General features: G+C 73.7%; 26 protein-coding genes. 12 read left to right on the forward strand and 14 right to left on the reverse strand.

Annotated elements, in window-relative coordinates:
• Positions 1–42 precede the first annotated feature (42 nt).
• Positions 43–297, reverse strand: coding sequence for a hypothetical protein (locus H288_RS0100790; RefSeq protein WP_020090689.1), 255 nt, complete (start codon positions 295–297; stop codon positions 43–45).
• A 434-nt stretch (positions 298–731) separates the two neighbouring features.
• Between H288_RS0100790 and H288_RS0100795 the strand changes: the two genes are divergently transcribed.
• Entirely contained in the window at positions 732–2,837 is a 2,106-nt protein-coding gene (locus H288_RS0100795; RefSeq protein ID WP_020090690.1) for an exopolysaccharide transport family protein, read from the forward strand.
• Entirely contained in the window at positions 2,834–4,132 is a 1,299-nt protein-coding gene (locus H288_RS0100800) for a VpsF family polysaccharide biosynthesis protein (RefSeq protein ID WP_020090691.1), read from the forward strand. Before H288_RS0100795 ends, H288_RS0100800 begins: the two co-directional genes overlap by 4 nt.
• Before the next feature lie 34 nt (positions 4,133–4,166).
• Here H288_RS0100800 and H288_RS0100805 read toward each other — a convergent pair whose 3' ends face one another.
• Both H288_RS0100805 and H288_RS0100810 read right to left on the reverse strand, forming a co-directional pair.
• Complete coding sequence (locus tag H288_RS0100805) at positions 4,167–5,411, reverse strand: cellulase family glycosylhydrolase (protein WP_026604547.1); 1,245 nt, start codon at positions 5,409–5,411, stop codon at positions 4,167–4,169.
• Positions 5,405–6,589, reverse strand: a complete 1,185-nt coding sequence (locus H288_RS0100810; protein WP_026604548.1) for a DUF1972 domain-containing protein — start codon at positions 6,587–6,589, stop codon at positions 5,405–5,407. The genes H288_RS0100805 and H288_RS0100810 overlap by 7 nt, the downstream gene beginning before the upstream one ends.
• Before the next feature lie 106 nt (positions 6,590–6,695).
• Here H288_RS0100810 and H288_RS0100815 point away from each other — a divergent pair, with 106 nt between their 5' ends.
• Together H288_RS0100815 and H288_RS0100820 are read left to right on the forward strand one after the other, a co-directional pair.
• The gene (locus H288_RS0100815; RefSeq protein ID WP_020090694.1) at positions 6,696–7,955 is read left to right on the forward strand and encodes a glycosyltransferase family 4 protein; all 1,260 of its coding nucleotides are present in this window, start codon (positions 6,696–6,698) and stop codon (positions 7,953–7,955) included.
• A 359-nt stretch (positions 7,956–8,314) separates the two neighbouring features.
• Complete coding sequence (locus H288_RS0100820; RefSeq protein ID WP_020090695.1) at positions 8,315–9,313, forward strand: GNAT family N-acetyltransferase; 999 nt, start codon at positions 8,315–8,317, stop codon at positions 9,311–9,313.
• Between the two features lie 12 nt (positions 9,314–9,325).
• Here H288_RS0100820 and H288_RS0100825 read toward each other — a convergent pair whose 3' ends face one another.
• Both H288_RS0100825 and H288_RS0100830 read right to left on the reverse strand, forming a co-directional pair.
• Positions 9,326–10,588 carry a membrane protein gene (locus tag H288_RS0100825; RefSeq protein ID WP_043712014.1) on the reverse strand — a complete coding sequence of 421 codons (1,263 nt, stop codon included), beginning with the start codon at positions 10,586–10,588 and terminating at the stop codon, positions 9,326–9,328.
• Between the two features lie 207 nt (positions 10,589–10,795).
• Complete coding sequence (locus tag H288_RS0100830) at positions 10,796–11,938, reverse strand: aminotransferase class V-fold PLP-dependent enzyme (RefSeq protein WP_020090697.1); 1,143 nt, start codon at positions 11,936–11,938, stop codon at positions 10,796–10,798.
• Positions 11,939–12,282: 344 nt separating this feature from the next.
• Here H288_RS0100830 and H288_RS0100835 point away from each other — a divergent pair, with 344 nt between their 5' ends.
• Positions 12,283–13,155, forward strand: a complete 873-nt coding sequence (locus tag H288_RS0100835) for a 4-(cytidine 5'-diphospho)-2-C-methyl-D-erythritol kinase (protein ID WP_020090698.1) — start codon at positions 12,283–12,285, stop codon at positions 13,153–13,155.
• A gap of 19 nt (positions 13,156–13,174) precedes the next feature.
• On the opposite strand, the gene H288_RS0100840 is transcribed toward H288_RS0100835, so the two are convergent.
• Together H288_RS0100840 and H288_RS0100845 are read right to left on the reverse strand one after the other, a co-directional pair.
• A complete protein-coding gene (locus H288_RS0100840) occupies positions 13,175–13,654 on the reverse strand; it encodes a hypothetical protein (RefSeq protein WP_020090699.1) in 480 nt (159 codons plus the stop codon).
• A complete protein-coding gene (locus H288_RS0100845; protein WP_020090700.1) occupies positions 13,651–15,468 on the reverse strand; it encodes a chloride channel protein in 1,818 nt (605 codons plus the stop codon). The genes H288_RS0100840 and H288_RS0100845 overlap by 4 nt, the downstream gene beginning before the upstream one ends.
• A 136-nt stretch (positions 15,469–15,604) precedes the next feature.
• Between H288_RS0100845 and H288_RS0100850 the strand changes: the two genes are divergently transcribed.
• Positions 15,605–16,033, forward strand: coding sequence for a helix-turn-helix domain-containing protein (locus H288_RS0100850; RefSeq protein ID WP_020090701.1), 429 nt, complete (start codon positions 15,605–15,607; stop codon positions 16,031–16,033).
• Between the two features lie 68 nt (positions 16,034–16,101).
• On the opposite strand, the gene H288_RS0100855 is transcribed toward H288_RS0100850, so the two are convergent.
• On the reverse strand, positions 16,102–17,121 hold the full coding sequence (locus tag H288_RS0100855) for a polyprenyl synthetase family protein (RefSeq protein WP_020090702.1): 1,020 nt from the start codon (positions 17,119–17,121) through the stop codon (positions 16,102–16,104).
• A gap of 168 nt (positions 17,122–17,289) precedes the next feature.
• Between H288_RS0100855 and H288_RS0100860 the strand changes: the two genes are divergently transcribed.
• On the forward strand, positions 17,290–17,514 hold the full coding sequence (locus tag H288_RS0100860) for a DUF2007 domain-containing protein (RefSeq protein WP_026604550.1): 225 nt from the start codon (positions 17,290–17,292) through the stop codon (positions 17,512–17,514).
• Positions 17,511–18,269 (forward strand): methyltransferase, encoded by a 759-nt coding sequence (locus tag H288_RS0100865; protein WP_020090704.1) that lies wholly within the window; start codon positions 17,511–17,513, stop codon positions 18,267–18,269. Before H288_RS0100860 ends, H288_RS0100865 begins: the two co-directional genes overlap by 4 nt.
• A 9-nt stretch (positions 18,270–18,278) precedes the next feature.
• Here the strand turns inward: H288_RS0100865 and H288_RS0100870 are convergent, their stop codons facing one another.
• Both H288_RS0100870 and H288_RS0100875 read right to left on the reverse strand, forming a co-directional pair.
• On the reverse strand, positions 18,279–18,590 hold the full coding sequence (locus H288_RS0100870) for a hypothetical protein (protein WP_020090705.1): 312 nt from the start codon (positions 18,588–18,590) through the stop codon (positions 18,279–18,281).
• Between the two features lie 32 nt (positions 18,591–18,622).
• Complete coding sequence (locus tag H288_RS0100875) at positions 18,623–19,297, reverse strand: hypothetical protein (protein WP_020090706.1); 675 nt, start codon at positions 19,295–19,297, stop codon at positions 18,623–18,625.
• A 405-nt stretch (positions 19,298–19,702) separates the two neighbouring features.
• Between H288_RS0100875 and H288_RS0100880 the strand changes: the two genes are divergently transcribed.
• Genes H288_RS0100880 through H288_RS0100890 form a run of 3 tightly spaced genes read left to right on the forward strand, consistent with a single transcriptional unit; the run spans position 19,703 to position 21,265 of the window.
• The gene (locus tag H288_RS0100880) at positions 19,703–20,500 is read left to right on the forward strand and encodes a heme ABC transporter permease (RefSeq protein ID WP_026604551.1); all 798 of its coding nucleotides are present in this window, start codon (positions 19,703–19,705) and stop codon (positions 20,498–20,500) included.
• Between the two features lie 10 nt (positions 20,501–20,510).
• On the forward strand, positions 20,511–20,654 hold the full coding sequence (gene ccmD, locus H288_RS0100885) for a heme exporter protein CcmD (RefSeq protein WP_020090708.1): 144 nt from the start codon (positions 20,511–20,513) through the stop codon (positions 20,652–20,654).
• Entirely contained in the window at positions 20,651–21,265 is a 615-nt protein-coding gene (locus H288_RS0100890; RefSeq protein ID WP_020090709.1) for a DsbE family thiol:disulfide interchange protein, read from the forward strand. Before ccmD ends, H288_RS0100890 begins: the two co-directional genes overlap by 4 nt.
• Positions 21,266–21,268: 3 nt before the next feature.
• Here H288_RS0100890 and H288_RS0100895 read toward each other — a convergent pair whose 3' ends face one another.
• Together H288_RS0100895 and ftsY are read right to left on the reverse strand one after the other, a co-directional pair.
• Positions 21,269–21,883 (reverse strand): septation protein A, encoded by a 615-nt coding sequence (locus H288_RS0100895; protein WP_020090710.1) that lies wholly within the window; start codon positions 21,881–21,883, stop codon positions 21,269–21,271.
• A 131-nt stretch (positions 21,884–22,014) separates the two neighbouring features.
• Positions 22,015–23,415 carry a signal recognition particle-docking protein FtsY gene (gene ftsY, locus H288_RS0100900; protein ID WP_020090711.1) on the reverse strand — a complete coding sequence of 467 codons (1,401 nt, stop codon included), beginning with the start codon at positions 23,413–23,415 and terminating at the stop codon, positions 22,015–22,017.
• Between the two features lie 57 nt (positions 23,416–23,472).
• On the opposite strand from ftsY, the gene H288_RS0100905 reads away from it, so the two are divergent.
• On the forward strand, positions 23,473–24,147 hold the full coding sequence (locus tag H288_RS0100905) for an RluA family pseudouridine synthase (RefSeq protein ID WP_020090712.1): 675 nt from the start codon (positions 23,473–23,475) through the stop codon (positions 24,145–24,147).
• Positions 24,148–24,329: 182 nt separating this feature from the next.
• On the opposite strand, the gene mtaB is transcribed toward H288_RS0100905, so the two are convergent.
• The gene (mtaB, locus tag H288_RS0100910; RefSeq protein WP_020090713.1) at positions 24,330–25,556 is read right to left on the reverse strand and encodes a tRNA (N(6)-L-threonylcarbamoyladenosine(37)-C(2))-methylthiotransferase MtaB; all 1,227 of its coding nucleotides are present in this window, start codon (positions 25,554–25,556) and stop codon (positions 24,330–24,332) included.
• Positions 25,556–26,443, reverse strand: a complete 888-nt coding sequence (gene dapF / locus H288_RS0100915; protein WP_020090714.1) for a diaminopimelate epimerase — start codon at positions 26,441–26,443, stop codon at positions 25,556–25,558. Before dapF ends, mtaB begins: the two co-directional genes overlap by 1 nt.
• Positions 26,444–26,607 lie beyond the last annotated feature (164 nt).

A 26,607-nucleotide genomic window follows, 5' to 3' on the forward strand; every position in this document is an offset into this window, starting at 1 on the left:
TCCCGCCAGGGCCGGGCACCGCAAAATCCGCGGGCCGGTCCGTCAGGCCGGCCCGCCCGGCCCGTCCTTCGTCCCGGCGGCCCGCGCCCGGGCCACCGCCAGGATCGCGTTGCGGCCCTCCTGGTCGGCGATCGACTGCCACAGGCCGATCAGCTCGCTGAGCTCGGCCAGCGGGCGCGGCGCCGGCGCCCCGAAGAAGGCGGCGAGCGGGACGCCGGTCGCGGCCGCGATCCGACGCAGGCGGGCGCTGGCGTCGCGCCGGCCGCCGCCCCGGTCCTCGACGCCGATCGCTTCCATGGCAGAGCACCTGAATTAGAGTACAGATCGCAGCTTGAAGCGATTGTTGCGTCTCGGAAGAGCCAATACAATTTATCCGATCGGGGAATAGAGCAGCCCGAAGGCGTTATCCACGCCGATGTCTGAACGCATGGCTCGGGGTCGGCGGGCGCTGCGGCAGCGCGGCGTGCGGGACATCCGGACGGTCCCTCGGCGGCCCGCCGCGATGCGACGCCGCGTCCGCGCGGCCGACACGCTGCAGCAACACCGGGACCGCGATGAACGAGGCGTGCGCGGGAGCGCGCCGCGCGGATTTGATTTACCACGCTCCCAGTCATCCGGGCCGCTCCGGCGCGGATCGCGGTCCCGATCCATTGTCAGGAGGCTGCGCGACTCTTGCAGTGGGGAAGGCACCCGCGAGGGACCGACCAGGTTTGAGACGACGGTGACCGATCGTGGCACAGATCGACCATAACATCGCTGTCGCGACGTGGCTCACCCCCGTGCAGCCGGCCCATCCCGAGCGTCCGGGCCCCAACCGTCCCGACACGACGGCCGAGCTGGGCGACCTGTGGCGGATCCTGTGGCGGCGCAAGCGGCTGGTCTTCGGGACGGCGCTGCTGCTCGGCCTGCTCGCCCTCGCCTACGCGCTGATCACGCCCTCCCTCTACACCGCCACCGCGCAGATCCTGATCGATCCCCGCGACCGCCAGGTCGTCTCGAACGACGTCAACCCCGCCGGGCTGTCGCCGGACGGCGGCATCGCCCAGGTCGAGAGCCAGGTGAAGGTGATCGAGTCGGACGCCGTGCTGGGCCGGGCGGTCGATCAGGTCGGGCTCGCGACCACGCCGGGCTTCGGCGCGCCGCAGGACGGCGTCGTCACGCGGGTCCTCGGCGAACTCCGCGCGCTGGTGGCCGGGCCGAGGGCGGAGCGGCCCGTCGACGCCCGCGGCCGGGCGCTGGACCAGCTGCGGCGGCGGCTCGCGGTCAAGCGCGCCGACAAGGTCTTCGTCATCGATCTCGTGGTCACCACGACGGATCCCGACCTCTCGGCGCGGATCGTCAACGCCATCGCGAGCGCCTACCTGGCGGACCAGACCGACGCCCGCTCGGACGCCGCCAAGCGCGCCGCGGGCGAGCTGCGCGGCCGCCTCGACGAGCTGCGCAGCGCCGTCAACGCCGCCGACAAGAAGCTCGAGGATTACAAGGCGCGCAACGGCCTGATCGCGTCGAGCGGCCGGCTCGTGAACGAGCAGCAGCTCACCGACCTGAACGCGCGGCTAGTCGCCGCGCGGGCGCGGACCGCCGACGCCAGGGCGCGGCTCCAGGGGATCCGGGAGGCGCGCGGGCAGGCGATCGGGTCCGGGGCGATGCCGGAGGCGGTCCAGTCCTCGGTGATCGAGCGCCTGCGCGGGCAGTACGCGGAGCTCGCCGCCAAGGAGGCGGACCTGCGCACCAATCTCGGCGAGCGCCACCCGTTCATCGCCGCGGTGCGCGCCCAGATGCAGGACGTCCGCCGGCTGATCGACGCCGAGCTGAACCGCATCGCGGGCGCGGCGGAGACCGAGGCCCAGCGGGCCCAGGCCAACGAGCGGACCCTCGCGGCGGAGCTGGAGCGCCTGCAGCGGCAGTCGGCGGTGAACGCCCAGTCGTCGGTGCAGCAGCGCGAGCTCGAGCGCGAGGTCGACGCGGCGCGCTCGGTCTACAACGCCTTCCTGGTGCGCGCCCGGGAGATCAAGGAGCAGACCAGCATCGACAGCTCGAACGCCCGGATCATCACCGCGGCGCGGCCGCCGCAGGATCCGAGCTGGCCGCCGCGGCTGATCCTGGTCGCCGCCGCCCTCGCGGGCGGCCTCGGCCTCGGCGCCGGCCTCGCGCTGACGCGGGAATACCTCGCGCCGACCGTGCTCTCGCCGCGGCAGCTGGAGCGGCTGTCGCACGCCCCGGTCGTGGCCGTGCTGCCCGGCCTGCGGCCGCGGGGCGCGAGCGCGACCGCCGCCAGCGTCACCCTCGATCACCTGGCCGCGACCTCCGGCACCCGCGGCCACGCGCTGGCGCTGCTCGTCACCTCGGGCGAATCCGACGAGGCGGAGCGCCAGGCGGTGATCGGGCTGCTCGCCGCGGTCGCCGTCGCGCGCGGCGACCGCGTCCTGCGCGTCGACGCCGACCTGCGGGCGGACGGCTCCGGCACCGGCGGCCTCCTCGACGTGCTCCGCGGCGAGCAGAGCCTCAACGCCGTGACCCGGACGGACCCGGCCTCCGGCGCCCGCCTGGTCGGGCTCGGCGACACCGAGAAGCCCCTGCGCGATGCCCTGACCCCCGCCAATGTCGAGCGCTTCATCGCGGGCGTGAAGGGACGCTTCGACCTCGTGCTCGTCGACGGCGGCGTGCTGACCGAGAACCTGCGGCTCGGTCCCCTGGCGGCCGCCGCCGACCGGCTGCTGCTCGTCGCCTGCAACGGCGCGACGCGCCAGCGCGACCTGATCGACCTCGTCGACACCTCGGAGGCGCTGGGCCGGCCGATCTCGGGCTCCCTGCTCCTGACCCGGCGCAAGGCGTGAGGACCCTCCGGCAGACCGGCTTCGCGCGCCGCCACGATCCGGCGGCGCGCACGGGTCCGGTGCTGCGCGCCCTGCTGCGGGCGGAATCGGTGGCGCTGTCGGTCTGGGCCCTGCTCCTCGTCGGGGTCTCGGGCGGCCTCCTGTGGGTGCTCGGCCTCAATTACGAGGGGATCACCGGCTCGGCCGCCTCGAAGATCCACCCCGCCACCTACCTGGCGGTCGTCCTGATCGGCTGGACCCTGATGCGCGCGGGCAATCCGGTGATCCCGGTGGCCGGGGCGCTGAACCGGCGGCCGGCCAGCGTGCTCCTGGCCGCCTGCGGCGTGCTGCTCCTCGCGCTGATCGCGGCCCGGGGCGGCGCGGGCCTCGCTGGCTCCATCGACACCTTCGTGCTCGCCGGCCTCGTCCCGATCCTCCTGATGGACAGGGACGCCGAAACGCTCGGGCGGCTGGAGACGATCTTCCACCTCGTGATGCTCGCCAACGCCCTGCTCGGCCTGTTCGAGCTCGCGAGCGGCCAGCGCTTCTTCCCCTACCGGTTCGACGGCGTGGCGTTCGAGTCCGACACCCGCTCGGCGGCCCTCCAGGGCCACCCGCTGGCCAACGCGACCATGACGGCGTGCTACATCCTGGCGCTGGCCAAGGGCGGCGGCCGCCTGGCGCCGATGCCGCGCGCCGCCATGATCGTCCTCCAGCTCGTCGCCCTGGTCACGTTCGGGGGCCGCTCGGCCACCGTCACGACGCTGATCCTCGGCGGCACTGTCGGGCTCGTGGCCCTGAACCGCACCCTGCGCACCGGCCGCGTCCCGCTGGCGGCGGCGGCCTGCGCGTGCTTCGCCCTGACGCTGCTGCCCGTGCTGGTCGCGGTCCTCGCCTCGGCCGGGTTCTTCGACACCCTGCTGGACCGGTTCGTCTCGGACGGCGGCAGCGCGCAGGCCCGGGTCGACATGCTCACGGTGTTCGACGCGATCCCGTTCCGGCAGCTCCTGCTCGCCCCCGACTTCCTGCAGGTGAACACGCTGCGCCGGATCTACGGCCTGGAATGGGGCATCGAGAACTCGATCATCTCGGCCGTGCTCTACCACGGCATCCTGGTCACGGGGGTGCTGGTGATCGCGGTCGGGCTCTACCTCGCGGAGATCGCGCGGGATTGCCGGCGCGGCGTCTGGCTCCCGATCCTGGCCTTCGTGATCCTCGTGAACACGTTCGAGGGCCTGGCCGGCAAGACGACCCTGCTCGCCAAGTTCGCCCTGATGCTCATCGTCCTGTTCCCGCCCCTTCCGCGCCGCGGCTGAGAGGGCCCGAGCCGCGGATCGGTCGGGGACCGCCTCAGGGCCGGGCCCGCAGCCCGAGCGCCGCGATCAGGGCGGGATCGGCGACGTGCGCGTCGTCCATGAGGCCGAGGCCGTCGAACAGGTTCCAGAACGACCACGCGAACCCGTTCGCCTCCGCCGCCAGCCGCACGTCCCGGATGTAGGCGGCCCGGTCCGGCGCCCGGGACGCCGTGAAACGGGCGTCGGTGCGCAGGGCGCCGAACTCGCCCATCAGCACCTGCCCGCGCGGGATCCCGTAGAGGTCCGCCCAGGTCGCGACCGGCGCCATCGCGTCGGCGATGTAGGCCGGGCCGGGCGCGGCCTCGAAATACGCGTGCAGTTTCGCCTCGATCACCGCGCGGTCGCGCGCCTTCTCGGCCTGCGGCACCGTGCGGTCCGTCTCCATGCGCGCCCGCACCGCCGCGAGGGTCTCGCGCAGCGTGCCGCGGCTCCCGGGCCAGGGCACGACGGTGAGCCAGCGGTAGAACGGCTCCTCGGTGAGCCAGGTCGCCCCCTGGTGGGAGAACAGGTACGGCTCGTAGAAGTGGAACGTGTAGAGGAGCGGCGCGAACCGCGCGAGCGCGGCCGGATCCAGAGCCGTCAGGCCGGCGACGAGGCTGCCGCAGGAGCCGGTCGCCACCAGGGTGAGCGCTGGCGCGGCCGCGCGGGCCGCGGCCAGGAGCCCGTCCTGCACCCGGTTCCAGGCGCCGCCGCCGCAGGCCTGCGGCGGCTCGTTCACCGGCTCCAGGACCACGCGGTCCGTGCCCTTCCGCGCGCACAGGCGCGCGAGGTCTCCGACGAGGTCGCGATAGGCCGCGAAGAGCGGCGCCCGGTCCGAGCCGTAGAACGCGTCGGGCGTGTAGTGGTGGGTCGCGGCGTTCGCCTGGACATTGACCAGGACGCGCAGCCCGGCCGCCAGCGCCGCGTCGACGGCCTCCGACAAGGTGCCGAGGAGTTCGGTGCGCCGCGGCCCCGTGAAGGCCACGAACGGCCCGGGATCGAGGGGCAGGCGCACGAAGTCGAAGCCGAACCCGGCGATCCGGGCGAGGTCGTCGCGGGTCGGCACCGGCCGGCCGGCCTGGAAGGGCGGCCACGCGTAGTCGGTCCGCGGGGGCGGGTACTCGGTGGTCAGCGAGAACCAGGGCCAGAGGGCGATGCCGCGGCGCAGGGTGACCGGCGCGGGACTACCCTGGACAGGCCGGACACCCGCACCCGCCGCGAGGACGCCGGCCAGCACCGACCGGCGGCTGGGGCCTACCATCCCGGACCGGCCGTGGCGCTGACGGGCGCTGCCGCGGCGGCGCGCGCCGCGTTGTCCGGGGCCGGCGGGTAGCCGCCGACACGGCGCAGCGCATCTTCGTACGAGGCCAGCACGGTATCCCAGCGGAACTGCTCGGCGCGCGCCCGCGCCGCCGCGCGGGCCGCCGCGACCGCGGCCCCGTCGGAGAGCACACGCTCGATCGCCGCGGCACAGCTGTCCGGATCCGAGAAGTAGAACTGACCGTCGCCAGCCGTGCCCCGGTTGAACGGATTGTCGTGGGCGACCACGGCGTTGCCCGCCCAGAGCGCCTCGACCAGCGACGGGTTGGTGCCGCCGACGGTGTGGCCGTGGAGGTAGGCCCGCGCGTGGACCCGCAGGGCCTGGACCTGCCCGGGCTCGTAGATGGCCCCGGGGAACAGCACCTCCGGCGAGGCGGCTGCCTCCACGGCGCGATGGTACGGGTTGCCGACCCGCAGCGTGCCGAGCACCACCAGCCGCACGCCGCGGGCACGGCGCGAGAAGGCCTCGACGAGCGTCAGGATGTTGTTGTCTGGCTCGATGCGGGCGATCGAGACGAGGTAGCGGTCGGGCTCGAGGCCGAGGGGCGGCGGTCCGACATCGGCCGCCGGGGGATCGCCGCCGTACGGGATGGTCGCGATGGCGCCGCGCGGCCTGCGACGGGCGAGGTGGTCGGCGATGACGGGATGGTCCGCCACCAGCCGCTGCGAGGACCACGCGGCGATCCACTCGCTGACGTAGAAGAAGGCGCGCACGGGCAGCGACCATTTCGGACGGCGCCACTCGATCCCGTCCATGTTGGTCAGGATACGCCCGCCCCGCGCCCGCAGGTAGGGCAGGAATGCGGCGCCGTTGTAGCCGAGCACGAGGCAGACGCCGCCGCGGGTCGCGGCGTCGTGGGCGCAGATCGCGTCGAAGGCGAGCGTCGCGACGGGACCGCGCAGGCCGATCTCCACGGTGATCAGTTCGACGCCGTTCCAGGTGCTCCGCACGATGCGGTCCCGCACCGCCTCGACATCCCTCTGGCAGTACACGCCGACCTGCCAGCCGCGTTCGACCAAGTAGAGCGCGAGACGTTCCGCGAAAGTCTCGAAACCACCGTGGGCGGCCGGGATACCGCGCGTTCCGAGAATAAGTAGTTTCGGTGCGCGGTCAGGCATGAAACTTCCTTTCCAATGTGTCGGCCCTATTGTAGATCCGAAGGATACAATCCCGACGACCGGTCTCTACAACTGCTAGTTGTTTATTCAATACAGAAATCATCTTATGGTAGATAACTTCGGACTGAGAGCGGCGCGCGACAGCGATCGTGCTGCCGCCCCCGCGCTGCGGGCCGTCGGCAACGCCGCTGCGGAGCTTCGGATCACGTGCGTCCACCAGGGATTCGAGCTGTACGGCTCGGATCGCTGCTTCATCGAGACCGTCCGCACGATCCGGGCCGCCCATCCGGGTGCGCGGATCGACGTGGTGCTGCCGCGACGCGGGCCGATCGTGGCCGCGCTGGAGCCCTTCGCCAGCGAGATCGTGATCGCCCCGCTCTGGATCCTGCGGCGCAAGAACCTGGCGCGCCTCGTAACCCTGGGTCTGATGGCTCTGCCCATCGCGATGATCCGTGCGTGGCGCCGCATCCGCGCGAGCGACCTCGTCTACATCAACACCACCGTGGTGGCCGACTACCTGCTGGCCGCCCGGCTGGTCCCCGGCCGGAGCATCGTCCACGTCCACGAGATCCCCGAAGGCGCCGTGCTGAAGGTCCTGCGCGGGCTGATCCGCTGGAGCGGCGCCAACGTGGTGTTCAACTCGCGCGCCACCGAGCGGGCCTACGCCCTGCCCCGCGGGGCGACCGCCCGGGTCGTCTACAACGGGATCGCGGGTCCCGCCGAGCCGAATCGGAGCGCCTACGACGGCGCCCGCCCGCTCCGCGTGCTGATGCTCGGCCGGATCAGCCGGATCAAGGGCCAGGACGTCCTCGTGGAGGCGCTGGCCTCCCTGCCGGAGCCCGTGCGTCGGCGGATCGCGCTGCGCATCGTCGGCAGCGCCTTCGAGGACGAGGCCCGCGAGCGGGCCCTGGTCGGGCGGATCGCCGAGGCGGGGCTCGCCGCGCAGGTCACGCTCGAGCCGTTCGTGGCCGATCCCACCGCCCTCTACCGCTGGGCCGACGTGGTCACGATGCCGTCGCAGCGGCCCGAATCCCTCGGCCGCGTGGCGATCGAGGCGATGTCCTACGGCGTGCCGCCGCTCGTCACGGCGATCGGCGGCCTGCCCGAGGTGGTGGAGGACGGGAAGACCGGCTGGATCGTCCCGCCGGGCGGCCCGGAGCCGATCGCCGCCGTGCTGGCGGATCTGGTCGCCGACCCGGCGCGCTGGCGCGACTTCGGCCGGGCGGCCCGGGCGCGCTACCTGAGCCTGTTCTCGGAGGCCTCGGCGGCGGAGGGCATCGAGGCCATGGTCCGGACGACGCTGCGCCGCCCGACGGCGACGGATCCGTCCCGCGCCGCGGACGCGCCGGCGCGACCGGCCGCCTAGGATCCCCGCGCGTCCCCGCAGGACCGGCGTCGGTCCGGAACAGGCGTCCGCCCTGAGCGCGGGCGCCCTCGGGGTTACCGGGACGACCTCCTGCTCGCCCGCGGTCCGTGGCCAAGCGCCGCGGCCGGCCCTGCTGCCGGCGCCGCGCAACGACCGGCCCGGGCTCGTCCCCTCACCGGCCCCGGCCGCCCGGGTACCGGAGCCCCGCTCGCGACGCAGCGGAAACCGACCCGCGCGGCCACCGTCACCCTGTGGACGATCGGCCGCGCGAGGATGCATTGCGGTGGCGCCTGACCGATGAGGCGTGCGGCGCGGGAAACCCTGCCCGGCCGGGACGGGGCGCGAGGACGAGGAGCGACATGGCGGCCAAGCTCGCGGTTCAGGAGACCGCGGATGCCCTGGACTGGGACCGGCGGGTCTGGGCCTGCCCGGGCGCCAACATCTATTGCGGCAGCCCCTGGGGCACCTACAAGGCGCGGCGCGGCCTGGAGGTGCGGCGGGCGGTCGTGTCCGGCGACGGCGCGGACCTCGCCTTCGTCCAGTGGCAGACGCGCCGGAAGGGGCCGGCGCGGTTCATCCACGTCCAGGGCGGCCCGCTGCTGACCGCCGCGGGCGCGCACCGCGCGGAGGCGGTGTTCGCCGCGTTCATCGACCACCTCGCGCTCGGCCGGCTCGACGTCCTCGCCGTCGACTACGAGCAGTTCGAGACCCGCGACGCGACGCTGGCGCTGCTGATGCACGGCTTCGCCCCGGTGATCGGCGCGCCCGACCACACCCTCGAGCTCGACCTGACCCAGGATCTCGACGCCATCCAGGCCGGCATGGAGCCGCGCTGGCGCAAGGCCCTGCGCAAGGCCGAGCGGAACGCCGAGGTGACGACGCATTTCCTCGAGGACAGGGCCGAGCGCCTCGAAGCCTTCGACGACTTCACCGCGATGTTCGCGGCCCTGCGCGAGCGCAAGGGCTTCGCCACGACGCTGCAGCCGCAGGCCTACCGCGACATCGCGGCCGAGGACGAGCACCTGCTGTTCCTCGACGTCCGCGAGAACGGACGGCGCGTCCTCGTGCGGATCGCGCACCTGTCGGACAGCCGCTGCACGGATTTCTACACGGCCTCGAACGAGCGGGCCCGCGCGACGGGCGCCGCGACCCTCGCGGTCTGGCGCTTCGTGGAGCGAGCGAAGGAAGAGGGCTGCCGGGTCTTCGATTTCGGCGGCATCGATCCGGCGGCGAACCGGCCCGTCTTCGAGTTCAAGCGCGGCCTGTGCACCGACGTGGTCCAGCACAACCCGCTCTGGGTCTACAGCCGGACGCCGGCGCTGCGGAGACTGGCGCCGGCCCTGCTCGCGCTGCGCTGAGCGACGGGCCGGTCACGCGGCGCCGAGGGGTCGCGCCGGTCCCGGGCGCCGCGCCAGGGTCCGGAAGGCCGAGACCGACCAGACCAGCGTCGCAACCTCGGAGGCCAGCAGGCCGGCGAGCGCGGTGGCGGGCGGCAGCAGCAGCAGCACCGGCACCATCACGGCCATCCCGAGGGCGGCGCTCGCCACCGCGCCCGCCGTGATGGTCCGGAACGCCGCCGAGGCCTCGAGATAGGCCCGCGGGATCGCGTAGAGCAGCGACACGGTCACCACCGCCCAGACACCGAGCCCGATCCAGCCCATCGGCTGCGCGGCGAACCGACCCTTGAACAGGATGTCCTCGACCAGCGGCAGGGCGGCCGCCATCACCGCCCCGTAGGCGAGACAGGCGCTGCCGAGCAGGATTCCGTTGCGGACGACGAGCCGGCGGGCGGCATCGACCTGCCCGGCCGCGAGCAACCGGCTGATCTCGGGCAGGATCATGTTCAGCAGCGCGCTCGCGGGGATGCGCAGCGGCGCGTAGAGCACGATCGTGGCGGCGATCGGCGCGTAGGCGGCGGGCCCGGCCAGGAGCGCCAGCAGCAGGGTCAGCCCCTGACCCTGGACCGTCAGGCTGGTGACGCCGGCGAGCGACCACGCCAGGGTCCGCCAGATGGCCCGGTAGCGGGCGCGCGCCCGCGCGTGCAGCGAGAAGCGGATCCGCTCGCGCAGCGCCGCGTAGGCCACCGCGATCGCGACCGCGTGCGCGAGCGCGATCGCCGCGAAGGCCCGATCGAGAAGGGCCGTGCCCTCCCCGTTCAGCCAGCGCGCGACGAGGAGACCGCCGCAGACCGCGTAGACCAGGTCGCTCAGGCCGGCGATCCGGGGCCGGCCGCGGGCGAGGAGCACGATCCGCAGGTAGCTGCGGAAGGCGTAGAGGCCCACGAAAGCCCCGGCCGCGAGGGCGCCGAGGCCGATCACCGGGATCAGCAGAAGGCCGACGGCGACCGCCATGAGGCCGGAGACCAGCACCGCGCCCGAGCCGAACATCACGTCGTAGCCGAGCGCCGCCGGACGCCCCAGGCTCCGGGCGACGTGGATCGTCGCCGGGACCGCCACCAGGGCCCGGATGTAGGTGATGCCGACCGCCCCGACCGCGAAGACGATGGCGAACAGGCCGTAATCGTGCGCGCCGAGCGCGCGCACCAGCAGGATGTTGAGGAGGAAGTGGAACAGGCTCTGGGTCAGCTCGCCCGACAGGATCACGGCGAACCGCCCCGAGAGGACGGCACGCATCGGTCCGGGCAGGCGGAGGCGGCCGGCGCCCGGGAGCCGGAGCCGATCACCGGGACGCGGCATCGAATCGGTCATGTGGGGGTGGACGGTCTCCGTGTGGGCGCGCGGGCCGGGCGCCGGCGCCGGGAAGCATTCGGCGGCGCGGCATCGTCTCGCGACTCTCTCCCGGCCCGGCGCTCATGCCGGAGCGTCCGTTTCCGGACCGTCTCAGGTGATCCCCCGGAAGGCACCGGACAGTGCGGCAAGGCAGCGCGCGAGGTCGTCCTCGTCCGCCCAGACGTGCGGGCTGATGCGCAGCGCGCCGGAGCGCTCGCTCACGTAGACCCGGTCCCGCTGCAGGCGATCGACGAGGCCCGTCGGCAGACCCACGGGCGGCCGCAGACCGAGGATGTGCGGCGCCCGCAGGGAAGCCGGCAACGGCGCCAGGCCGAGGCCGGCGGCCCCGTCCGCCAAGCGGTCCGTCAGCCCGCGCAGCCGGGCGGCGACGGCCGGCACGCCCCATTCGGCTATCTGCTCCAGCCCGGTCACGGCCATGAACAGCGCGACCGGATCGTTGAGCTCGCCCCGGTCGTAGCGGCGGGCACCGGCGGCCGGCGGGCGGTTCCCGATATGCTCCTCGATGGCCGCCCCGTCCTGCCGGTGCGGCGCTGCGTACAGGAAGGCGAGACCGTACGGTCCGAGAGCCCACTTGTAGGTCGGGAAGGCCAGGAAGTCCGGACGCCACCGGGCGACGTCGACCGGCACGGCGCCCACGGCCTGCGTGGCGTCGATCACCAGGGCCGCACCGGCGGCGTGGACCGCGGGAGCGAGCCGATCGAGGTCGATCAGGCTGCCGTCGGTCCAGTGCAGCGGGGTCAGGGTGGCGAGGGCGAGCGGCGGGGCGCCCGGCCGGTCGATCGCGGCCGCGACCGCCGCGGTCCAGTCGCCGTCCGGGGGGCGCGGCACCTCCTCCACCACCAGACCCTGCCGGTCGGCCAGCCGATCGAAGGCGAAGCGCAGGGACGGAAACTCGTCGGCCACGCGGAGCAGGCGCCCGCCCGGCCTCAGGGTCAGGTTGCGGGCGGCCACCGCCATGGCGTGGCTGACCGCGCCGACGATCGCGATCTCGTCCGAGCCGGCGCCGATCAGCCGGGCGGCCGCAGCGCGCGCCCGCTCGGCCCAGGGCGGGACCGCCGTGCGGGGATGGTCCCAGGGACGGCTCTTGACCAGGATCCCCGCCTCGCCCGCCGCGCGCACGGCCCGCGGCAGCGGCGACCAGGCGGCGGCGTCGAGGTAGCTGACGTCGGCGGGCATCTCGAAGAGATGGCGCTGGCACGGGAGCGCCGCGGCGACGGATTCGGTGAACGCCATGATGCGCGACAGCCTAGAGGATCGGATCCGCCGGCACCACGGCCCGGACTCCATCGCGCGGCGCCCAGGCCGCAGGCCGGGGCGCCCGGTCCGCGCGGATCGGCGGCGGCGTGCCCCCTGGCGGACCACCGCATCCTGAGGCTCCGACGCTCCGGCGCCCTGTCGAGCCTCGCGGGACGCGACGGGCTGGTGGACTCGCCGAGGATCTGACCGTGATCCGCCCGAACGACGCCCGGCCCGACCGGCCGCGCCGGGTGTTCGGCGGGGGCGGCAGCTGAGCTGTTGTTCCGGGCCGCGAGCCTGTAGAGCCTCGGGACACATCGCCACGACCCGACCGAGACCCCGTGACCCTGCTCGCCGATCGCGCCCCCGCCAAGGTCAACCTGACACTCCACGTCCTCGGCCGCCGCGTCGGTGACGGCTACCACGTGCTCGAGAGCCTCGTCGCCTTCGCGGGCACGGCCGACCGCCTGACGCTGGATCCCGCGGCACCGCTCAGCCTGACCGTCAGCGGCCCCACCGCCGGCCCCGCCGGCCCGACGGACGACAACCTCGTCCTGCGGGCCGCCCGGGGGCTCGCCGCGCGAGTGCCGAGCCTGCGCGTGGGCGCCTTCCACTTGGTGAAGCGCCTGCCGGTCGCGGCGGGGATCGGCGGCGGCTCCTCCGACGCCGCCGCGGCCCTGCGCCTGCTGGCGCGCCTCAACGGGCTGCCCCTCGACCACGAGGCCGTCGGCGCGGTGGCGCGGGAGACCGGCGCCGACGTGCCGGTCTGCCTCGACCCGCGGGCCCGGATGATGCGCGGTGCGGGCGAGGCGATCGGGCCGGTCCTCGGCCTCGCACCGCTGCCCGCGGTGCTGATCAATCCCGGCGTTCCGGTGCCCACCGCCCCGGTCTTCAAGGCGCTGGGCCTGAGCGTCGGCCAGGATCTCGCGGGCGCGCCGCACCCGACGATCCCGCGGGCCATGGCGAGCGACCCGCTGCTCCGGGCCCTGGCCGGGGCCCGCAACGATCTGGAGGCGCCGGCCCTGACCGTGGCGCCGGTGATCGGCGACGCGCTGGCGGCCCTCCGCGCCCAGGGCTGCCGCCTCGCGCGGATGTCGGGCTCCGGCGCGACCGTTTTCGCGCTGTTCGCCGACCGGCGCGCGGCCGTCCGGGCCGCCGCCGCCCTGCGCGCCGCCCATCCGGGATGGTGGGTGGCGCCGACATTCCTGCGCTGACCCGGCCCGCGGGCGGCGTTCAGCCGGGCTCCGCCTCGTACACCGTCACGACGCCGCGACCCTCGGGCACCATCACGCGCCAGCCGCGCGCCCGCGGCAGGTCGCCGGGATCGATCGCGCTGGCCCGACCGGTCCCGACATCGAAGGTCGCGAGCCGGCCGTCCGAGATGCGTCCGCGCAGATACGCCCGGCCGTCGCCGAGGTGGAGCGCGGCCGGAGCGGCGGTGACGCCGAGGGCGACGTCCGCGAGGGCGCCGCTCGGCGCCAGGACGGCCCCCGGCAGCGCCAGCACGTCGGCCTCGGGAGCGATCTCGGACGCGACCCGCAGGTGGCCGTCGCCGGCGTGACGGCGGTTCAGCAGCAGGGCCTCCCGACGTCCCTCACGCTGCACGACGAGGGCGAGATCCGGCCCGTCCCGGCCGGCGATCAGGTAGACGCTGCCCGGCGCGAGCCGATCGAGGCGGGTGGTCCGGCCGGGACGGTGCAGGTTCAGGGTCATGCTTCGATCCGCGCGCGCCGCTCACCCCGCCCCTTCCGGTAGAACGCGCGACGCTCGGCTTCGGCCCGAACCACGGTGGCGCGCACCTGGAGCAGGTCCTTGCGGGTCAGGAGCCCGACGAGGCCGCCGGTGCGCGGATCGGTGACCGGCAGGCGCCCCTGCCCGGCCGACAGCATCACGTCGAGGGCGTGCGAGACCACGTCGCCCGGATGGACGACGGCGAGATCGGCGTCAGAGACGCGCTCGCCGAGGGTGCCCGCCTCGGCCTCGCCGTCGCGCTCCTCCAGGGTCCAGCGCAGGGCGTCGCTGCGCGAGACGAGACCCACGGGCCGGCCCGCGCCGTCGACCACCGGATAGGCGTGGTGGGCACCGGTCTCGATCGCCGCGAGGGCGTCGGCCAGGGGCAGGTTCGCGTCGAGGGTCTCGACCGTGCGGGTCATCACCGCCTCGACCCGGGCGAGTTCGTAGGGATCGATCCCGTATTCCCGGGTCACGTGCTGCCCGCGCCGGGCGATCTTCTCGGTCAGGATCGAGCGCTTGAGGAGGAGGACGGTCACCGCGTAGGCCGCCATGGTGGCGGCGAGCAGCGGCGCCAGGGCGGCGACGTCGCCGGTCACCTCGACGGCGAAGACGACGCCGGTCAGCGGCGCCGGCAGGGTGCCGCCGAGCATCGCCGCCATGCCGATGAGCGCCCAGAAGCCGTGGGCGCCCGGCAAGAGGAGGCCGATCAGCCAGCCGACGGCGCCGCCGAGGATCAGCAGCGGCGCGAGCACGCCTCCGGACGTGCCCGACGACAGGGCGGCGAGCCAGATCACCGCCTTCACCACGAGGATCAGCACGACGGCGCTCGCCAGCATGTGGCCGGAGAGCAGGTCGTTGATGACGTCGTAGCCGACGCCGAGCGCCCGGGGCTCCACGAGGCCGCCCAGCCCGACCACGACGGCGCCGAGGGCGGGCCACCACATCCAGTGGAGGGGAAGCCGCCCGAAACCGTCCTCCAGCGCGTAGAGCGCCCGGGTCAGCGCCCCCGAGATCAGGCCGCATGCGACCCCGAGCAGCGCGCAGGCGGGCAGCCCCCACCAGGGCAGGGCCGGATTGTCGGCGAAGGGGAAGAGCGGGCCGGCGCCGAACAGGGCCGGCCGCCAGCAGGCCGCGGTGACCGCCCCGACGGTCACCGGGACGAGGCTGCGCGGCCGCCACTCGAACAGCAGGACCTCCACGGCGAGCAGCACGGCCGCCACGGGCGTCCCGAAGATGGCGGTCATTCCGGCCGCCGCGCCCGCCACCAGCAGGGTCTTCCGCTCGGCGGCGCTGAGATGGAAGAACTGGGCGAAGAGCGAGCCGACCGCGCCGCCCGTCACGATGATCGGCCCCTCGGCGCCGAACGGGCCGCCGGTGCCGATCGCCACCGCCGAGGAGAGCGGCTTGAGCACGGCGACCTTGGGCGACATCCGGCTGCCGCCGATCAGGATCGCCTCCATCGCCTCCGGGATCCCGTGGCCGCGGATCTTCTCCGAGCCGTAGCGCGCCATGGCGCCGACGATCAGCGCCCCGATCACCGGGATCGCCACCATCCAGGGCCCCGGCGCCGCGCCGGCCAGGGAGGTCAGGTCGGCGTCGAGCCGGCCGTACCAAGCGAGGTTGGTCACGACGCCGATCAGCGTGAGCAGGATCCAGGCGGTGCCGCTGGCGGCGGTCCCGGTGACGACCGCCATGCCGGCCAGCGTCAGGACCCGCCGGTCCGCGCTGAAATCTCCCAGCGCCCGCCGCGACGGCCTGCCGTCCCCGCTCCCGCTCCCAGTCCCGCCGATCATCAGGGCCTCCTTTCGTCGCGGCGGCACTTATGTCGTGATCCGATATATTCGACAATGGCTCGACCGTTGCAGCCGGGACAGGACTGCCGATACGACGCAGCATCGGCGGCTCGGACGATTCACCACGGAGGCGATCATGGAGGCCGATGCCCCCGGAACGGCGGCACTGTCGCGGGAGCAGTACGCGGCGCTGGCGGATTTCCGCTTCCGTCTCCGCCGCTTCTTGGCGTTCAGCGAGGCCGCGGCGGCCCGGGCGGGGCTGCCGCCGCAGCAGCATCAGGCGCTGCTGACGCTCGCGGGCCACGTCGGGCGCGCGCCCGCCACGGTCGGCCTGCTGGCCGAGCAGCTGCTCATCGCCCCCCACAGCGCGGCCGAGCTGGTCTCCCGCATGGTGGAGGCCGGCCTGCTGACCAAGACCCGCGCCGTCGAGGACAGGCGGCGCAGCGAGCTGTCGCTGACGCCGCGCGCCGAGGCCCTGCTGCGGACCCTCACGGACGCGCATCTCGCGGAGCTGCGCGACCTCGCCCCCGCCCTCACCGAGGCCCTCGGGCCCGTGACGCGGTGAGGCCGACGCGCGCCGTCAAGCTGGCGGAGGTCGGTCGCCGTCGACGCGGGAGCCGAGAGCGCCCGCCCTCAGCGCGCCCGCGCCACGCAGAACTCGACGGCCCCGAGGAGCGCCGCCTTGACGGGCCCGTCCGGGAAGATGTCGAGGGCGGCCCGGGCCTCGGCGCCGTAATGGTGGGCGCGGGCCACGGTCTCCTCCAGGGCGCCGTGGCGCTGCAGGAGGTCGAGGGCGGTCTCCAGGTCGGTCTCGCCGATCTCGCCCTGCTGCAGGGTGCGCCGCCAGAAGCCGCGCTCGCCCTCGCTGGCCCGGCGATAGGCCAGCACGATCGGCAGGGTGATCTTGCCCTCGCGGAAATCGTCGCCGACGTTCTTGCCGAGCTCCGCGGAGGTGCCGCCGTAGTCGAGCACGTCGTCGATCAACTGAAAGGCGATGCCGAGATTCATCCCGTAGGACCGGGCGGCCGCCTGCTCGGCCTCGGACCGGCCGGCGAGCACCGGCCCGACCTCGCAGGCGGCGGCGAACAGCTCGGCGGTCTTGCCGCGGATCACCGCGAGGTAGGCGGCCTCGTCGGTCTCCAGGTTCTTGGCGTTGGTGAGCTGCATCACCTCGCCCTCGGCGATCACCGTGGCGGCGGCCGAGAGGATGTCGAGCGCCTTGAGCGAGCCGACCTCCACCATCATCCGGAAGGCCTGGCCGAGCAGGAAGTCGCCGACCAGCACGGAGGCCTCGTTGCCCCACTTGATCCGGGCCGCGACGCGGCCGCGGCGCATGTCGCTCTCGTCGACCACGTCGTCGTGGAGGAGCGTGGCGGTGTGCATGAACTCGACGCTGGCGGCGAGCTTCACGTCGCCGTCGGTGGCGCCCGCGTAGCCGCAGAGCCGGGCGCAGGCCAGGGTCAGGATCGGGCGCAGGCGCTTGCCGCCGGAGGCGATCAGATGGTTGGCGACCTCGGGGATCATCGCCACGTCCGATCCCGTCCGCGACAGGATCGTGGTGTTGACCCGCGCCATGCCGTCGGCCACCAGCGCGACGAGGTCGTTGAGCCCCGCCTCCGCCTCGGGCTTCGGATTCTCGATGGAGAGGGCCATACCCAAGATCCGTGACCTCCAGACCGGTCGCCCCGCAGGGGGCGGGCGATCCCTTCGCACGCGCCCCGCGGCGCCGCAACATCGTCGCCGGCCGGATATGGGGTGTCGCCAGCGCGGATCTCACGCGACGAAACCGCCGATCCCCGCCTGTTCCGGAGCCGCGCCGCGATGATCGAGCTGATCCGGGCCAACGACGTCGTGCTGATCGGGTTCGCCCGCTCGGTCCTCGAGGCGGCCGAGATCCCGGTCCTCGTGGCCGACAGTCACATGAGCCTGATGGAGGGGTCGATCGGCGTCTTCGGTCAGCGCCTCCTCGTGCCGCGCGACCACGAGGCCCAGGCCCGCCGCCTGCTGACCGATGCCGGCATCGCCCACGAGCTGCGCCAGCCGTGACCGCCGAGGCCGACAGCGGCGCCGATCCCTTCCTCGGCGGCCGCCTGCGCCTGCACCAGCCGCCGCGGGGGGCGCACCGCGCCGGGACCGACGCGGTGCTGCTCGCCCGGCTGCTCGCGCCGCGCGCCGGGGACCGGCTCTGCGACGTCGGCGCCGGGACCGGCGCCGTCGGCCTCGCCTGCGCGGCCCTGGCGCCGGGGCTCCGGCCGACCCTGGTCGAGCGCGACCCGGCACTCGCCGATCTGGCCCGCGCCAACGCGGCCCTCAACGGCATCGACGCGCGGATCGTGGTCGCCGACGTGCTGGCCCCCGCGGCGGAACGCCGCGCCGCCGGTCTGCTGCCGGACAGTTTCGACGTCGTGCTCACCAACCCGCCGTTCTTCGCGGCCGGCGATCACCGCGCCTCGCCGCATCCGGGCCGCGCCGCCGCCCACACCTTCGCGGGCGGCGATCTCGACGCCTGGATCCGCGCCTGCACGGCGATCCTGCGGCCCGGCGGGCGCCTGGGCCTCATCCACCGGGCGGACGCCCTCCCGGCCTGCCTCGACGCGCTCCGGGGCCGCTACGGCGGGCTGGCGATCCGCCCGGTCCATCCCCGCGGCGACGTGCCCGCGATCCGCGTGCTGATCGCGGCGACCCGCGGCAGCCGCGCCTTGCTTAGCCTGCTGCCGCCCCTCGTCCTGCACAGCCCCGACGGCACCTTCACCGACGAGGCCGAGGCGCTCCATCGCGGCGCACCGCGGCCGGCGCCCTGATCGCCCGCGTCACGCCGCGAGGGCGGCGGGCTCGGCGTCGCGGATGCCGAGGAACCGCTCGACCTCCGGAAGGTCCGGGAAGGCGAGAAATTCCGGGCGCAGCGGCTCGGGCAGGCCCTCGAAGTTCAGGCCCGGGAACGTGTCGGGATGCGGGTAGAGCTGCCAGGCCGCGCCGGGCTCGACCGGGGGGAACAGGATCGCGACCTTCTCGGCGCCGAGGCGGACGATCCGCGTCGGGCTGTACGACAGCGTCTCGATGCTCCAGCCGTGGTGGGAATCCCGGCGGGCCTTCATGGTGCGGCGGCTCGTCGCGCGATGCATGGCGGTCTCCTTCGGTGGGGGTGGAAGCGGGATCAGGCGGCGCTGCGGCGTCCGGCGCGCTTCGGCCAGCCCAGCGCCACGAGGCGGGCCTTGGCGTAGTCGCGCACCTCGTCGCGGGTGCCGAGCGGCATCGTCGCCAGGACGGCCTGGGTGGCGCCGTCCAGCATCAGGTCGGTGACGGCGTTGATGGTCTCGGCCTCGTCGATGCGGCGCTTGAGGTCGCCCTCGGCCTCGGTCACCTCGTCGAAGGCGGGCGCCTCCTCGAAATCCTCGTCGACGGCCCGGACCGGGACCTGATGGGCCCGGAACTCGTCGGCCTCCTCCTCGGAGTAGACGAGGCCGTGCAGCTCGATGAGCTTGAGGATGACGCGGTCCTTCCCGCGCTTCTCGGCCATGGCGTAGACGTAGGCCGCCTGCTTGCCCGAGACGCGGTAGTTCACGTTGACCAGCGCCTCGCCCATGGACCACTCGACCCGCTCGGTCCCGGGCTTCGCGCCGGGCAGCCGGCCGGTCACCAGGATCACGGCCTCGTCGCGCTCGGCCCGGATGACGGTCGGCGGCCCGAACACGATGCCGGCCTGGGCGGCGATGCGCTCCAGGGTCTTGTGATAGATGACGGCGGTTCCCTGGACGCGCCAGACGTTGCCCCCGAAGGGCTCGCCGTAGCGGACGAGGATGTCGGCGATCTGCTTGTCGGCGGTTCGCATGGGGCGCTCGGTCCGTCAGGGTGAGGTCGCGTCGTCCACAGCTTTTATCGGGGACGCTCTTCCGTTCTCTTTTTGTTCACATCTATATGCGCAATCCGCCCGCGATGCGCAAGGCTCGGACGCGAAAAGCTGCGGCCGCGGACGTGCGTCATCGTCGGACACGTGCGGGCGTGGCGCGGGTCCCCGCTCCCGTGCGGGAGAGCGCGTGCGTCGCGGATGTCTCAGGAAGACGGCTCGTTGTCGGCGCAGTCGTACAGCAGCTTTTCGGATCCGAAGGCCCAACGGGTTCCGGCCCGGCGCACGATGCCATTGCGGCACCCCCGCCGCCTGCGCCGCCGACCCGCATTGTTGCTGCACCGCACCCTAGGCTAGACCGCTTCCACGATGTCCGAGACAGCTGCCGCGATGACGCCTTCCCTCTGGACCCGCCTGTCGAACCCCAGCCACTTCATGCGGTGGTCGGGGGCGCTCGTGCCGTGGCTGACGGCCCTGTCCCTCGGCGTGCTGGCCCTGGGCCTGTACCAGACCTTCTTCGTGGTGCCGCCCGACTACCAGCAGGGCGAGACGGTGCGGATCATGTACATCCACGTCCCGGCGGCGTGGCTCGGCGTGTTCTTCTACGGCGCGATGAGCGTGTCGGCGATCGGAACCCTGGTCTGGCGCCACCCGCTGGCCGACGTCGCCCAGCGGGCGGCCGCGCCGATCGGGGCCGCCTTCACGCTGATCTGCCTCGTGACCGGCTCGCTGTGGGGCAAGCCCATGTGGGGTACCTACTGGGTCTGGGACGCGCGCCTGACCTCCATGCTGATCCTGCTGCTGATCTACTGCGGCATCATCGCCCTGTGGCGGACCCTGGAGGATCCGAACCGCGCCGCGCGCGCGGTGGCGATCCTGACGCTGGTCGGCGCCGTGAACCTGCCGATCATCAAGTTCTCGGTGAACTGGTGGTCGACGCTTCATCAGCCGGCCTCGATCCTGCGCATGGGCGGCTCCACCATCGATCCCTCGATGCTCCACCCGCTGCTGGTCATGATCGCCGCCGCGACCCTCGGCGGGACGACCCTGCACCTCTACGCGATGCGCACCGAGATCATGCGCCGCCGGGTGCGGACGCTGACGATCCGCGAGGCCGAGCGCCTCGACCGCGCCCAGCCGCGCCTCACCCCGACACCGGCCGCGATGCCGGTCGGGCAGCCGGTCTAGGAGGACCGCGATGGATCTCGGGTCTCACGGCGGCTTCATCCTGGCCGCCTACGCGTTCACGGCGGTGGTGATGGTCGCCCTCGTGGGCAACGCCCTGCGCGACCGACGGGCGCAGCGGCGCGCCCTCAGGGGCTTCGGCGAGGACCGGCGATGAGCGCGCCCCTCGACGACACCGCCGGCCGGACACCGCCGGTCCGCCGCTCGCTGCTGCTGATCCTGCCGGCGCTCGTCTTCGCGGCGCTCGCCGCCGTGCTGTTCCTGCGCCTGCGCTCCGGCGCCGACCCGGCCGCCCTCCCCTCCGCGATGATCGGCAAGCCGGTCCCGCGCTTCGACCTGCCCGCGGTGCCGGGGCTGACCGCCAACGGCGCGCCCGTGCCCGGCCTGTCGAGCGCGGACCTCAAGGGCCAGATCACGGTGCTCAACGTCTTCGCCTCGTGGTGCGCGCCCTGCCAGGTGGAGCACCCGATGCTGATGCGGCTGGCGAAGGAGCCCGGCATCCGGCTCGTGGGGATCGACTACAAGGAGCCGAACCCCGAGGCCGGCCAGCGCTTCCTGACCCGGCACGGCGTGCCGTTCAGCGCGGTGGGAGCCGATGCCGGCGGCCGCGCGGCGATCGATTTCGGCGTCTACGGCGTGCCCGAGACCTTCATCATCGGGCCCGACGGCGTGATCCGCGACAAGCTGGTCGGCATCCTCACGCCGGAGAATTTTTCCAGCGTGCTCGCCCGCATCCGCGCGGCCGGCAAGGTCGCGGCGGCGCAGTAGGCGTCACGCCTCCGGCTGCGCCTTCTTGCGCTCGTAGCGGGTGAGCAGCGGCGTCTGCGCGAGGGCGAACAGCACGGTGATCGGCATGATGCCGAACACCTTGAAGTTGACCCAGAAATCCTCCGTCTGGGTCCGCCAGACCAGCTCGTTGATCGCCGCCAGCACGAAGAAGAACACGCCCCAGCGGAAGGTGAGCTTCCGCCAGCCCTCGTCGGTCAAGCTGAACATCGAGTCGAGCACCACCGACAGCAGCGAGCGCCCGAACACGAGGCCGCCGAGCAGCACGGTGCCGAACAGGGCGTTCACGATGGTCGGCTTGACCATGATGAAGGTCTTGTCCTGCAGCGCCAGAGTCAGGCCGCCGAACACCACCACCACCACGCCGGACACGAGCGGCATGATCGGCAGGCGGCGCACCATCACGTAGTGGATCGCCAGAGCCACCACGGTCGCCGCGATGAACACGCCCGTGGCCACGAACAGCTTCTGGTCCGGGGCGACGCCGAACTTCTCGGAATAGGCGTTGCCGAGGAAGAACAGCACCAGCGGCCCGAGTTCCAGCGCCAGCTTCACGAGCGGCGGCAGGTGGCGGTGCGGGGGGACGGATTCGATCTGCATACGCTCGGTTGGCTCGGCTGCGGCGCTCACGGTCGGCTGAGAGCGTCGGACGGGATTCGCCGGGGTGTGTGGAACGCGGAGCGCGCGATGTCCATGACATCGCGCACCTGAGACCTTCGAGCGGCCGCCGCCTAATCCTTCTCCAGCCCGGCGATCGCCCGGGCGAAGTCGCGGGCCGCGAAGGGCTCCAGATCCTCCACGCCCTCGCCGACGCCGATGAAGTGCACCGGCAGGCCGAACTTCGCCGCCAGTGCCACCAGGATGCCGCCCCGGGCGGTGCCGTCGAGCTTGGTCATCACCAGGCCCGAGACCGGCGCGGCCTGCGAGAACAGCTCCACCTGGCTGAGCGCGTTCTGGCCGACCGTGGCGTCGAGGACGAGGAGCGTGGCGTGCGGCGCCTCCGGGTCCTGCTTGCGCAGGACGCGGACGATCTTCTCCAGCTCGGCCATCAGGCCGGCCTTGTTCTGGAGCCGGCCGGCGGTGTCGATCAGCAGCACGTCGGTGCCGGCGGCGCCCGCCTGCTTCAGGGCGTCGAAGGCGAGGCCCGCCGCGTCCGCCCCCTGCGCGCCGCTCACCACCGGCGTACCGGTGCGCGCACCCCAGACCTTGAGCTGGTCGATCGCCGCCGCGCGGAAGGTGTCGCCGGCCGCGAGCATCACGGTGCGCCCCTCCGCCCGCAGCTTCGAGGCGAGCTTTCCGAGCGTCGTGGTCTTGCCGGCGCCGTTCACGCCGACCGTCAGGATCACGAAGGGCTTCCTAGCGGCGTCGATCGTCAGCGGCACCGCAACCGGCTCCAGCGCCCGTTCCACCTCCGCGGCCAGGATCGCCCGGACCTCGTCGGGCGAGATGCCCTTCTCGTAGCGGCCCTTGCCGACGGCCTCCGAGACCCGCATCGCGGTCTCCAGGCCGAAATCGGCCTGGATCAGGGCGTCCTCCAGATCCTCAAGGGTCGTGGCGTCGAGCTTGCGCTTGGTGAACAGGCCCGTGACCCGGTCGGACAGCGCCGACGAGGTCCGCTTCATCCCGGAGGTGAGGCGGCTCCACCAGCCCTTGGCCTCCGGCTCGCGGTCCGGCCCGGCGCCGGCGTCGTGCGCGAGGGCCGCGGCGCTGTCGACCGGCTGGATGTCGGGCTGGGAATCGGGTTGAATCTCGGGCTGCACGTCGGCAGCCGGCTCCACCACCGACTCGCGGTTCATATCACCCGTATCGACCGGGTCGGCGCCGTGCGCGGGATCGTCACCGGCGGTGCCGGCCGGCGGACGCTCCGGCTCGCCCTCCACGGGCAGCAGGTCCGCACCCTCGACAGCGTCCGGGACCGGCTCCCCGGTCTCCTCGGGCGGCAGCGGGACGTGGGTGACATCTTCCGCGGCGGTGGCGAAGTCCGGCTCCCCCTCGGAGGGCGAGGCCGCCCCGGCCGGAAGCTCGGCCTCGGGCTTGTCCTCGGCCTGATTCTCGGCTCTGTCCTCGGGCGCGGGCTGGCCTTTGCGCCCGAACAGGCGTCCGAACCAGCCGGGCTTCTCCTCGCTCGCCATGAAATCGCGTCCTCGCCCCACCTTGCCCCGCCGACACCGACCCTCTAGCCGATCCGGATGTCCAACGCCTTCGACATAGGCGCGCGCCTCCTCTACCGCGATGCCCTGCTGCTCGTCATCGACAAGCCGGCGGGTTTACCGGTCCATCCGGGCCCCCGCGGCGGCGAGACGCTCACCGACCACCTCGACGCGCTCCGGTTCGGCCTGCCCCGCCGGCCGGAGGCCGCGCACCGGCTCGACCGCGACACCTCCGGCTGCCTCGCGCTGGGCCGCCACGCCAAGGCTCTGGCGCGGCTCGGGAAGCTCTTCTCCGGCAGCGCCGTCGACAAGACCTACTGGGCGATCGTGGCCGGCGGTCCCGCCGAGGAGGAAGGCAGAATCGACCTGGCGCTGGCCCGCCGCTCGGACGATCCGCGCTCATGGTGGATGAAGGCCGACCCCGCGGGGGACCCGTCGCTGACGCACTGGCGGGTGCTCGGCCGCGCCGGCGGGCGGACCTGGCTGGAGCTGAAGCCGGTCACCGGCCGGACCCACCAGCTCCGGGTCCACTGCGCCGCCTCCGGCTGGCCGATCCTGGGCGACGCCGTCTACGGCGGCGCGCCCCGCGGGAGCGCGCTGCACCTCCACGCGCGGGCGCTGTCGATCCCGCTTTATCCTAAACGGGAGGCCATCACGGTGACGGCGCCGCCCCCACCGCACGTCGCCGAAGCCGTGGCGACGATGGGCGCGTGAGCCTCGCATCATCGCGAGCGCAGCGAAGCGACCCAGGGCAGCGCGACATCGGGAGACCTGGCGCCGCTGGATTGCTTCGCTCCGCTCGCAAAGACGGCGGCGGGCACGATTGAACATGCGCCTGGACCGCATCCGTCCTTTCGGGGCCGGCACGGAGCGTCACAGGCCAGGAAGACCGGGCGCTAGGCGCCGATCAGCCGCGCCCCGTCGTGCCCCGCGATGGCGATGCTGTGGAACGTCCCGGGCGCCTCATCGGCCGCCAGCCGCACGGCCGTGAAATCCACACTCCGCCCGACGCCGCCGCGCTCCGCCAGCACCGTGAGGCGGCGGCCGACCTGGGCGTCGAGGTGCCGCCGCAGGGCACCCGCACCCGCCTCGCGCAGCCGCGCCGCCCGCGCACGGATCACGTCCGGCGCAACCGGCGGCATGCGCGCGGCCGGCGTGCCGGGACGCGGGGAATAGGGGAAGACGTGCAGGTGCGTCAGGCCGCATTCCGCCACGAGGTCGAGGGAGCGGGCGAACTGCGCCTCCGTCTCGGTCGGGAAGCCCGCGATCAGGTCGGCGCCGAGCACGATGTCGGGTCGCAGCCGCCGCACCGTCTCGCAGAAGCGGATCGCGTCGGCGCGCAGGTGCCGGCGCTTCATGCGCTTGAGGATCAGGTCGTCGCCGGCCTGCAGCGACAGGTGCAGGTGCGGCATGAGCCGCTCCTCCTCGGCGATCGCCGCCATCAGGGCGTCGTCGGCCTCGACAGAATCGATCGAGGACAGGCGCAGGCGCGCGAGGTCGGGCACCGCCCGGAGGATCGCCCGCACGAGGCCGCCGAGGGACGGGGCCGGGCCGGCGAGGTCGCGGCCGTAGGCGGTTAGGTCGACGCCGGTCAGCACCACCTCGCGCCCGCCCCGGGCCACGAGGGTCTCGACCTGCGCGATCACGTCCGCCTCCGGCACCGAGCGGGAGACGCCCCGCCCGAACGGGATCACGCAGAAGGTGCAGCGGTGGTCGCAGCCGTTCTGCACGGGCACGAAGGCACGGGTGTGCCCGGCGACCGCCTCGACCCGCGTCGGCTCGGCCGTTCGCGCCGCCATGACGGCGCCCGGGCCGGTCGCGGCCGCCGACCAGCCCTCCGGCCGCAGCTTCTCGGCGTTGCCGACGAGGCGCGCGACCTCCGGCATGGCCGCGTAGGCCTCCGTCTCGACCTCGGCGCCGCAGCCGGTGACGACGATCTCGGCGGCGGGCCGCTCCCGGGCGATGCGCCGGATCGCCTTGCGGGCCTGCCGCCCGGCCTCGGCGGTCACCGCGCAGGTGTTCACCACCACGCGGTCGCGCCCGTCCGCAGCCGCGTGGGCCCTCAGGGCCTCGGACTCGACGGTGTTGAGGCGGCAGCCGAAGGTGAGGGTCTCGACCGCCATCAGGCCGCGCTGTCGAACAGCTCCGGCGCCAGGGTCCCCTCGGCGACGAGCGCGACCGGACCGGTCATCAGGACGTGGTCGTCGGCGCGCCACTCGACGAACAGCTCGCCGCCCGGCAGCGCGACGCTGGCCTGTCGGCCGATCTTCCGCAGGCGCGAGGCGGCCACCACGGTGGCGCAGGCGGCGGTGCCACAGGCGAGCGTCAGCCCGGCCCCCCGCTCCCAGACGCGGAGCTTGATCGCCTCGCGGCCCGTCACCTGCGCCACCGAGATGTTGGCGCGCTCCGGGAACAGCGGGTGGTTCTCCAGCATCGGGCCGATCCGGGCGAGGTCGAAGCTGTCCGGATCCTGCTCCACGAAGAACACCGCGTGCGGGTTGCCCATGTTCACGGCGCCCGGCGAGTGCAGGATCGGGTCGTCGATCGGGCCGATCTGCAGCTCGATCCGCCGGGTGTCGGGGAACGGCTCGGACAGGGGGATCTCGTCCCAGGCGAGCCGCGGCCGGCCCATATCGACCGTGAAGGCGCGCTCCGAGACGCGGCGCACTCCGAGCAGGCCGGCCTTGGTCTCCAGGGTGAGCCGGCCGCCCTCGGCCGGCCGCGCCATGGCCGGGTCGTCGAGCATCGCGTAGGCGACGCAGCGCGTGCCGTTGCCGCAGGCGCCCGATTCCGAACCGTCGGTGTTGTAGATGCGCATGAACGCGTCCGTGCCCGGGCTCACGGGATCGTGCAGGACCATCAGCTGATCGAAGGTCGAGCCGGGATCCTGGGCGATCGCCCGCGCCTCCTCGGGCCGGACTTTCGCCGCGGAGCCGCGCAGGTCCAGCACCACGATCGCGTTGCCGGCGCCGTGCATCTTCAGGAAGCGTCTGTGGGCGAGTGCGCTCATGCGGTCCCGCGGTTGGAGGAGGGCGCGGGCTATATCGCAAAAGCCGCCGCCCGGCGCGAGGGGTGCCACGGCGTGGCAGATGCGCCGCACCCGCGGCTCTCGTCCGCGGCGCCCTCGCGGGCCGTCCCGTTCGCCACTAGGTTACGCCGCGGGAGCCCGCGCGA

Origin of the sequence: Methylobacterium sp. 285MFTsu5.1, assembly GCF_000383455.1 — a bacterium.
Lineage (GTDB): Bacteria > Pseudomonadota > Alphaproteobacteria > Rhizobiales > Beijerinckiaceae > Methylobacterium.

What these genes read in the sequence shown, in the direction of transcription:
- H288_RS0100790 (WP_020090689.1), bottom strand. Translation starts at nt 297, where the DNA reads ATGGAAGCGATCGGCGTCGAGGACCGGGGCGGCGGCCGGCGCGACGCC.
- H288_RS0100805 (WP_026604547.1), bottom strand. Translation starts at nt 5,411, where the DNA reads ATGGTAGGCCCCAGCCGCCGGTCGGTGCTGGCCGGCGTCCTCGCGGCG.
- H288_RS0100810 (WP_026604548.1), bottom strand. Translation starts at nt 6,589, where the DNA reads ATGCCTGACCGCGCACCGAAACTACTTATTCTCGGAACGCGCGGTATC.
- H288_RS0100815 (WP_020090694.1), top strand. Translation starts at nt 6,696, where the DNA reads ATGGTAGATAACTTCGGACTGAGAGCGGCGCGCGACAGCGATCGTGCT.
- H288_RS0100820 (WP_020090695.1), top strand. Translation starts at nt 8,315, where the DNA reads ATGGCGGCCAAGCTCGCGGTTCAGGAGACCGCGGATGCCCTGGACTGG.
- H288_RS0100825 (WP_043712014.1), bottom strand. Translation starts at nt 10,588, where the DNA reads ATGCGTGCCGTCCTCTCGGGGCGGTTCGCCGTGATCCTGTCGGGCGAG.
- H288_RS0100830 (WP_020090697.1), bottom strand. Translation starts at nt 11,938, where the DNA reads ATGGCGTTCACCGAATCCGTCGCCGCGGCGCTCCCGTGCCAGCGCCAT.
- H288_RS0100840 (WP_020090699.1), bottom strand. Translation starts at nt 13,654, where the DNA reads ATGACCCTGAACCTGCACCGTCCCGGCCGGACCACCCGCCTCGATCGG.
- H288_RS0100845 (WP_020090700.1), bottom strand. Translation starts at nt 15,468, where the DNA reads ATGATCGGCGGGACTGGGAGCGGGAGCGGGGACGGCAGGCCGTCGCGG.
- H288_RS0100850 (WP_020090701.1), top strand. Translation starts at nt 15,605, where the DNA reads ATGGAGGCCGATGCCCCCGGAACGGCGGCACTGTCGCGGGAGCAGTAC.
- H288_RS0100855 (WP_020090702.1), bottom strand. Translation starts at nt 17,121, where the DNA reads ATGGCCCTCTCCATCGAGAATCCGAAGCCCGAGGCGGAGGCGGGGCTC.
- H288_RS0100860 (WP_026604550.1), top strand. Translation starts at nt 17,290, where the DNA reads ATGATCGAGCTGATCCGGGCCAACGACGTCGTGCTGATCGGGTTCGCC.
- H288_RS0100870 (WP_020090705.1), bottom strand. Translation starts at nt 18,590, where the DNA reads ATGCATCGCGCGACGAGCCGCCGCACCATGAAGGCCCGCCGGGATTCC.
- H288_RS0100875 (WP_020090706.1), bottom strand. Translation starts at nt 19,297, where the DNA reads ATGCGAACCGCCGACAAGCAGATCGCCGACATCCTCGTCCGCTACGGC.
- H288_RS0100880 (WP_026604551.1), top strand. Translation starts at nt 19,703, where the DNA reads ATGACGCCTTCCCTCTGGACCCGCCTGTCGAACCCCAGCCACTTCATG.
- ccmD (WP_020090708.1), top strand. Translation starts at nt 20,511, where the DNA reads ATGGATCTCGGGTCTCACGGCGGCTTCATCCTGGCCGCCTACGCGTTC.
- H288_RS0100890 (WP_020090709.1), top strand. Translation starts at nt 20,651, where the DNA reads ATGAGCGCGCCCCTCGACGACACCGCCGGCCGGACACCGCCGGTCCGC.
- H288_RS0100895 (WP_020090710.1), bottom strand. Translation starts at nt 21,883, where the DNA reads ATGCAGATCGAATCCGTCCCCCCGCACCGCCACCTGCCGCCGCTCGTG.
- ftsY (WP_020090711.1), bottom strand. Translation starts at nt 23,415, where the DNA reads ATGGCGAGCGAGGAGAAGCCCGGCTGGTTCGGACGCCTGTTCGGGCGC.
- H288_RS0100905 (WP_020090712.1), top strand. Translation starts at nt 23,473, where the DNA reads ATGTCCAACGCCTTCGACATAGGCGCGCGCCTCCTCTACCGCGATGCC.
- mtaB (WP_020090713.1), bottom strand. Translation starts at nt 25,556, where the DNA reads ATGGCGGTCGAGACCCTCACCTTCGGCTGCCGCCTCAACACCGTCGAG.
- dapF (WP_020090714.1), bottom strand. Translation starts at nt 26,443, where the DNA reads ATGAGCGCACTCGCCCACAGACGCTTCCTGAAGATGCACGGCGCCGGC.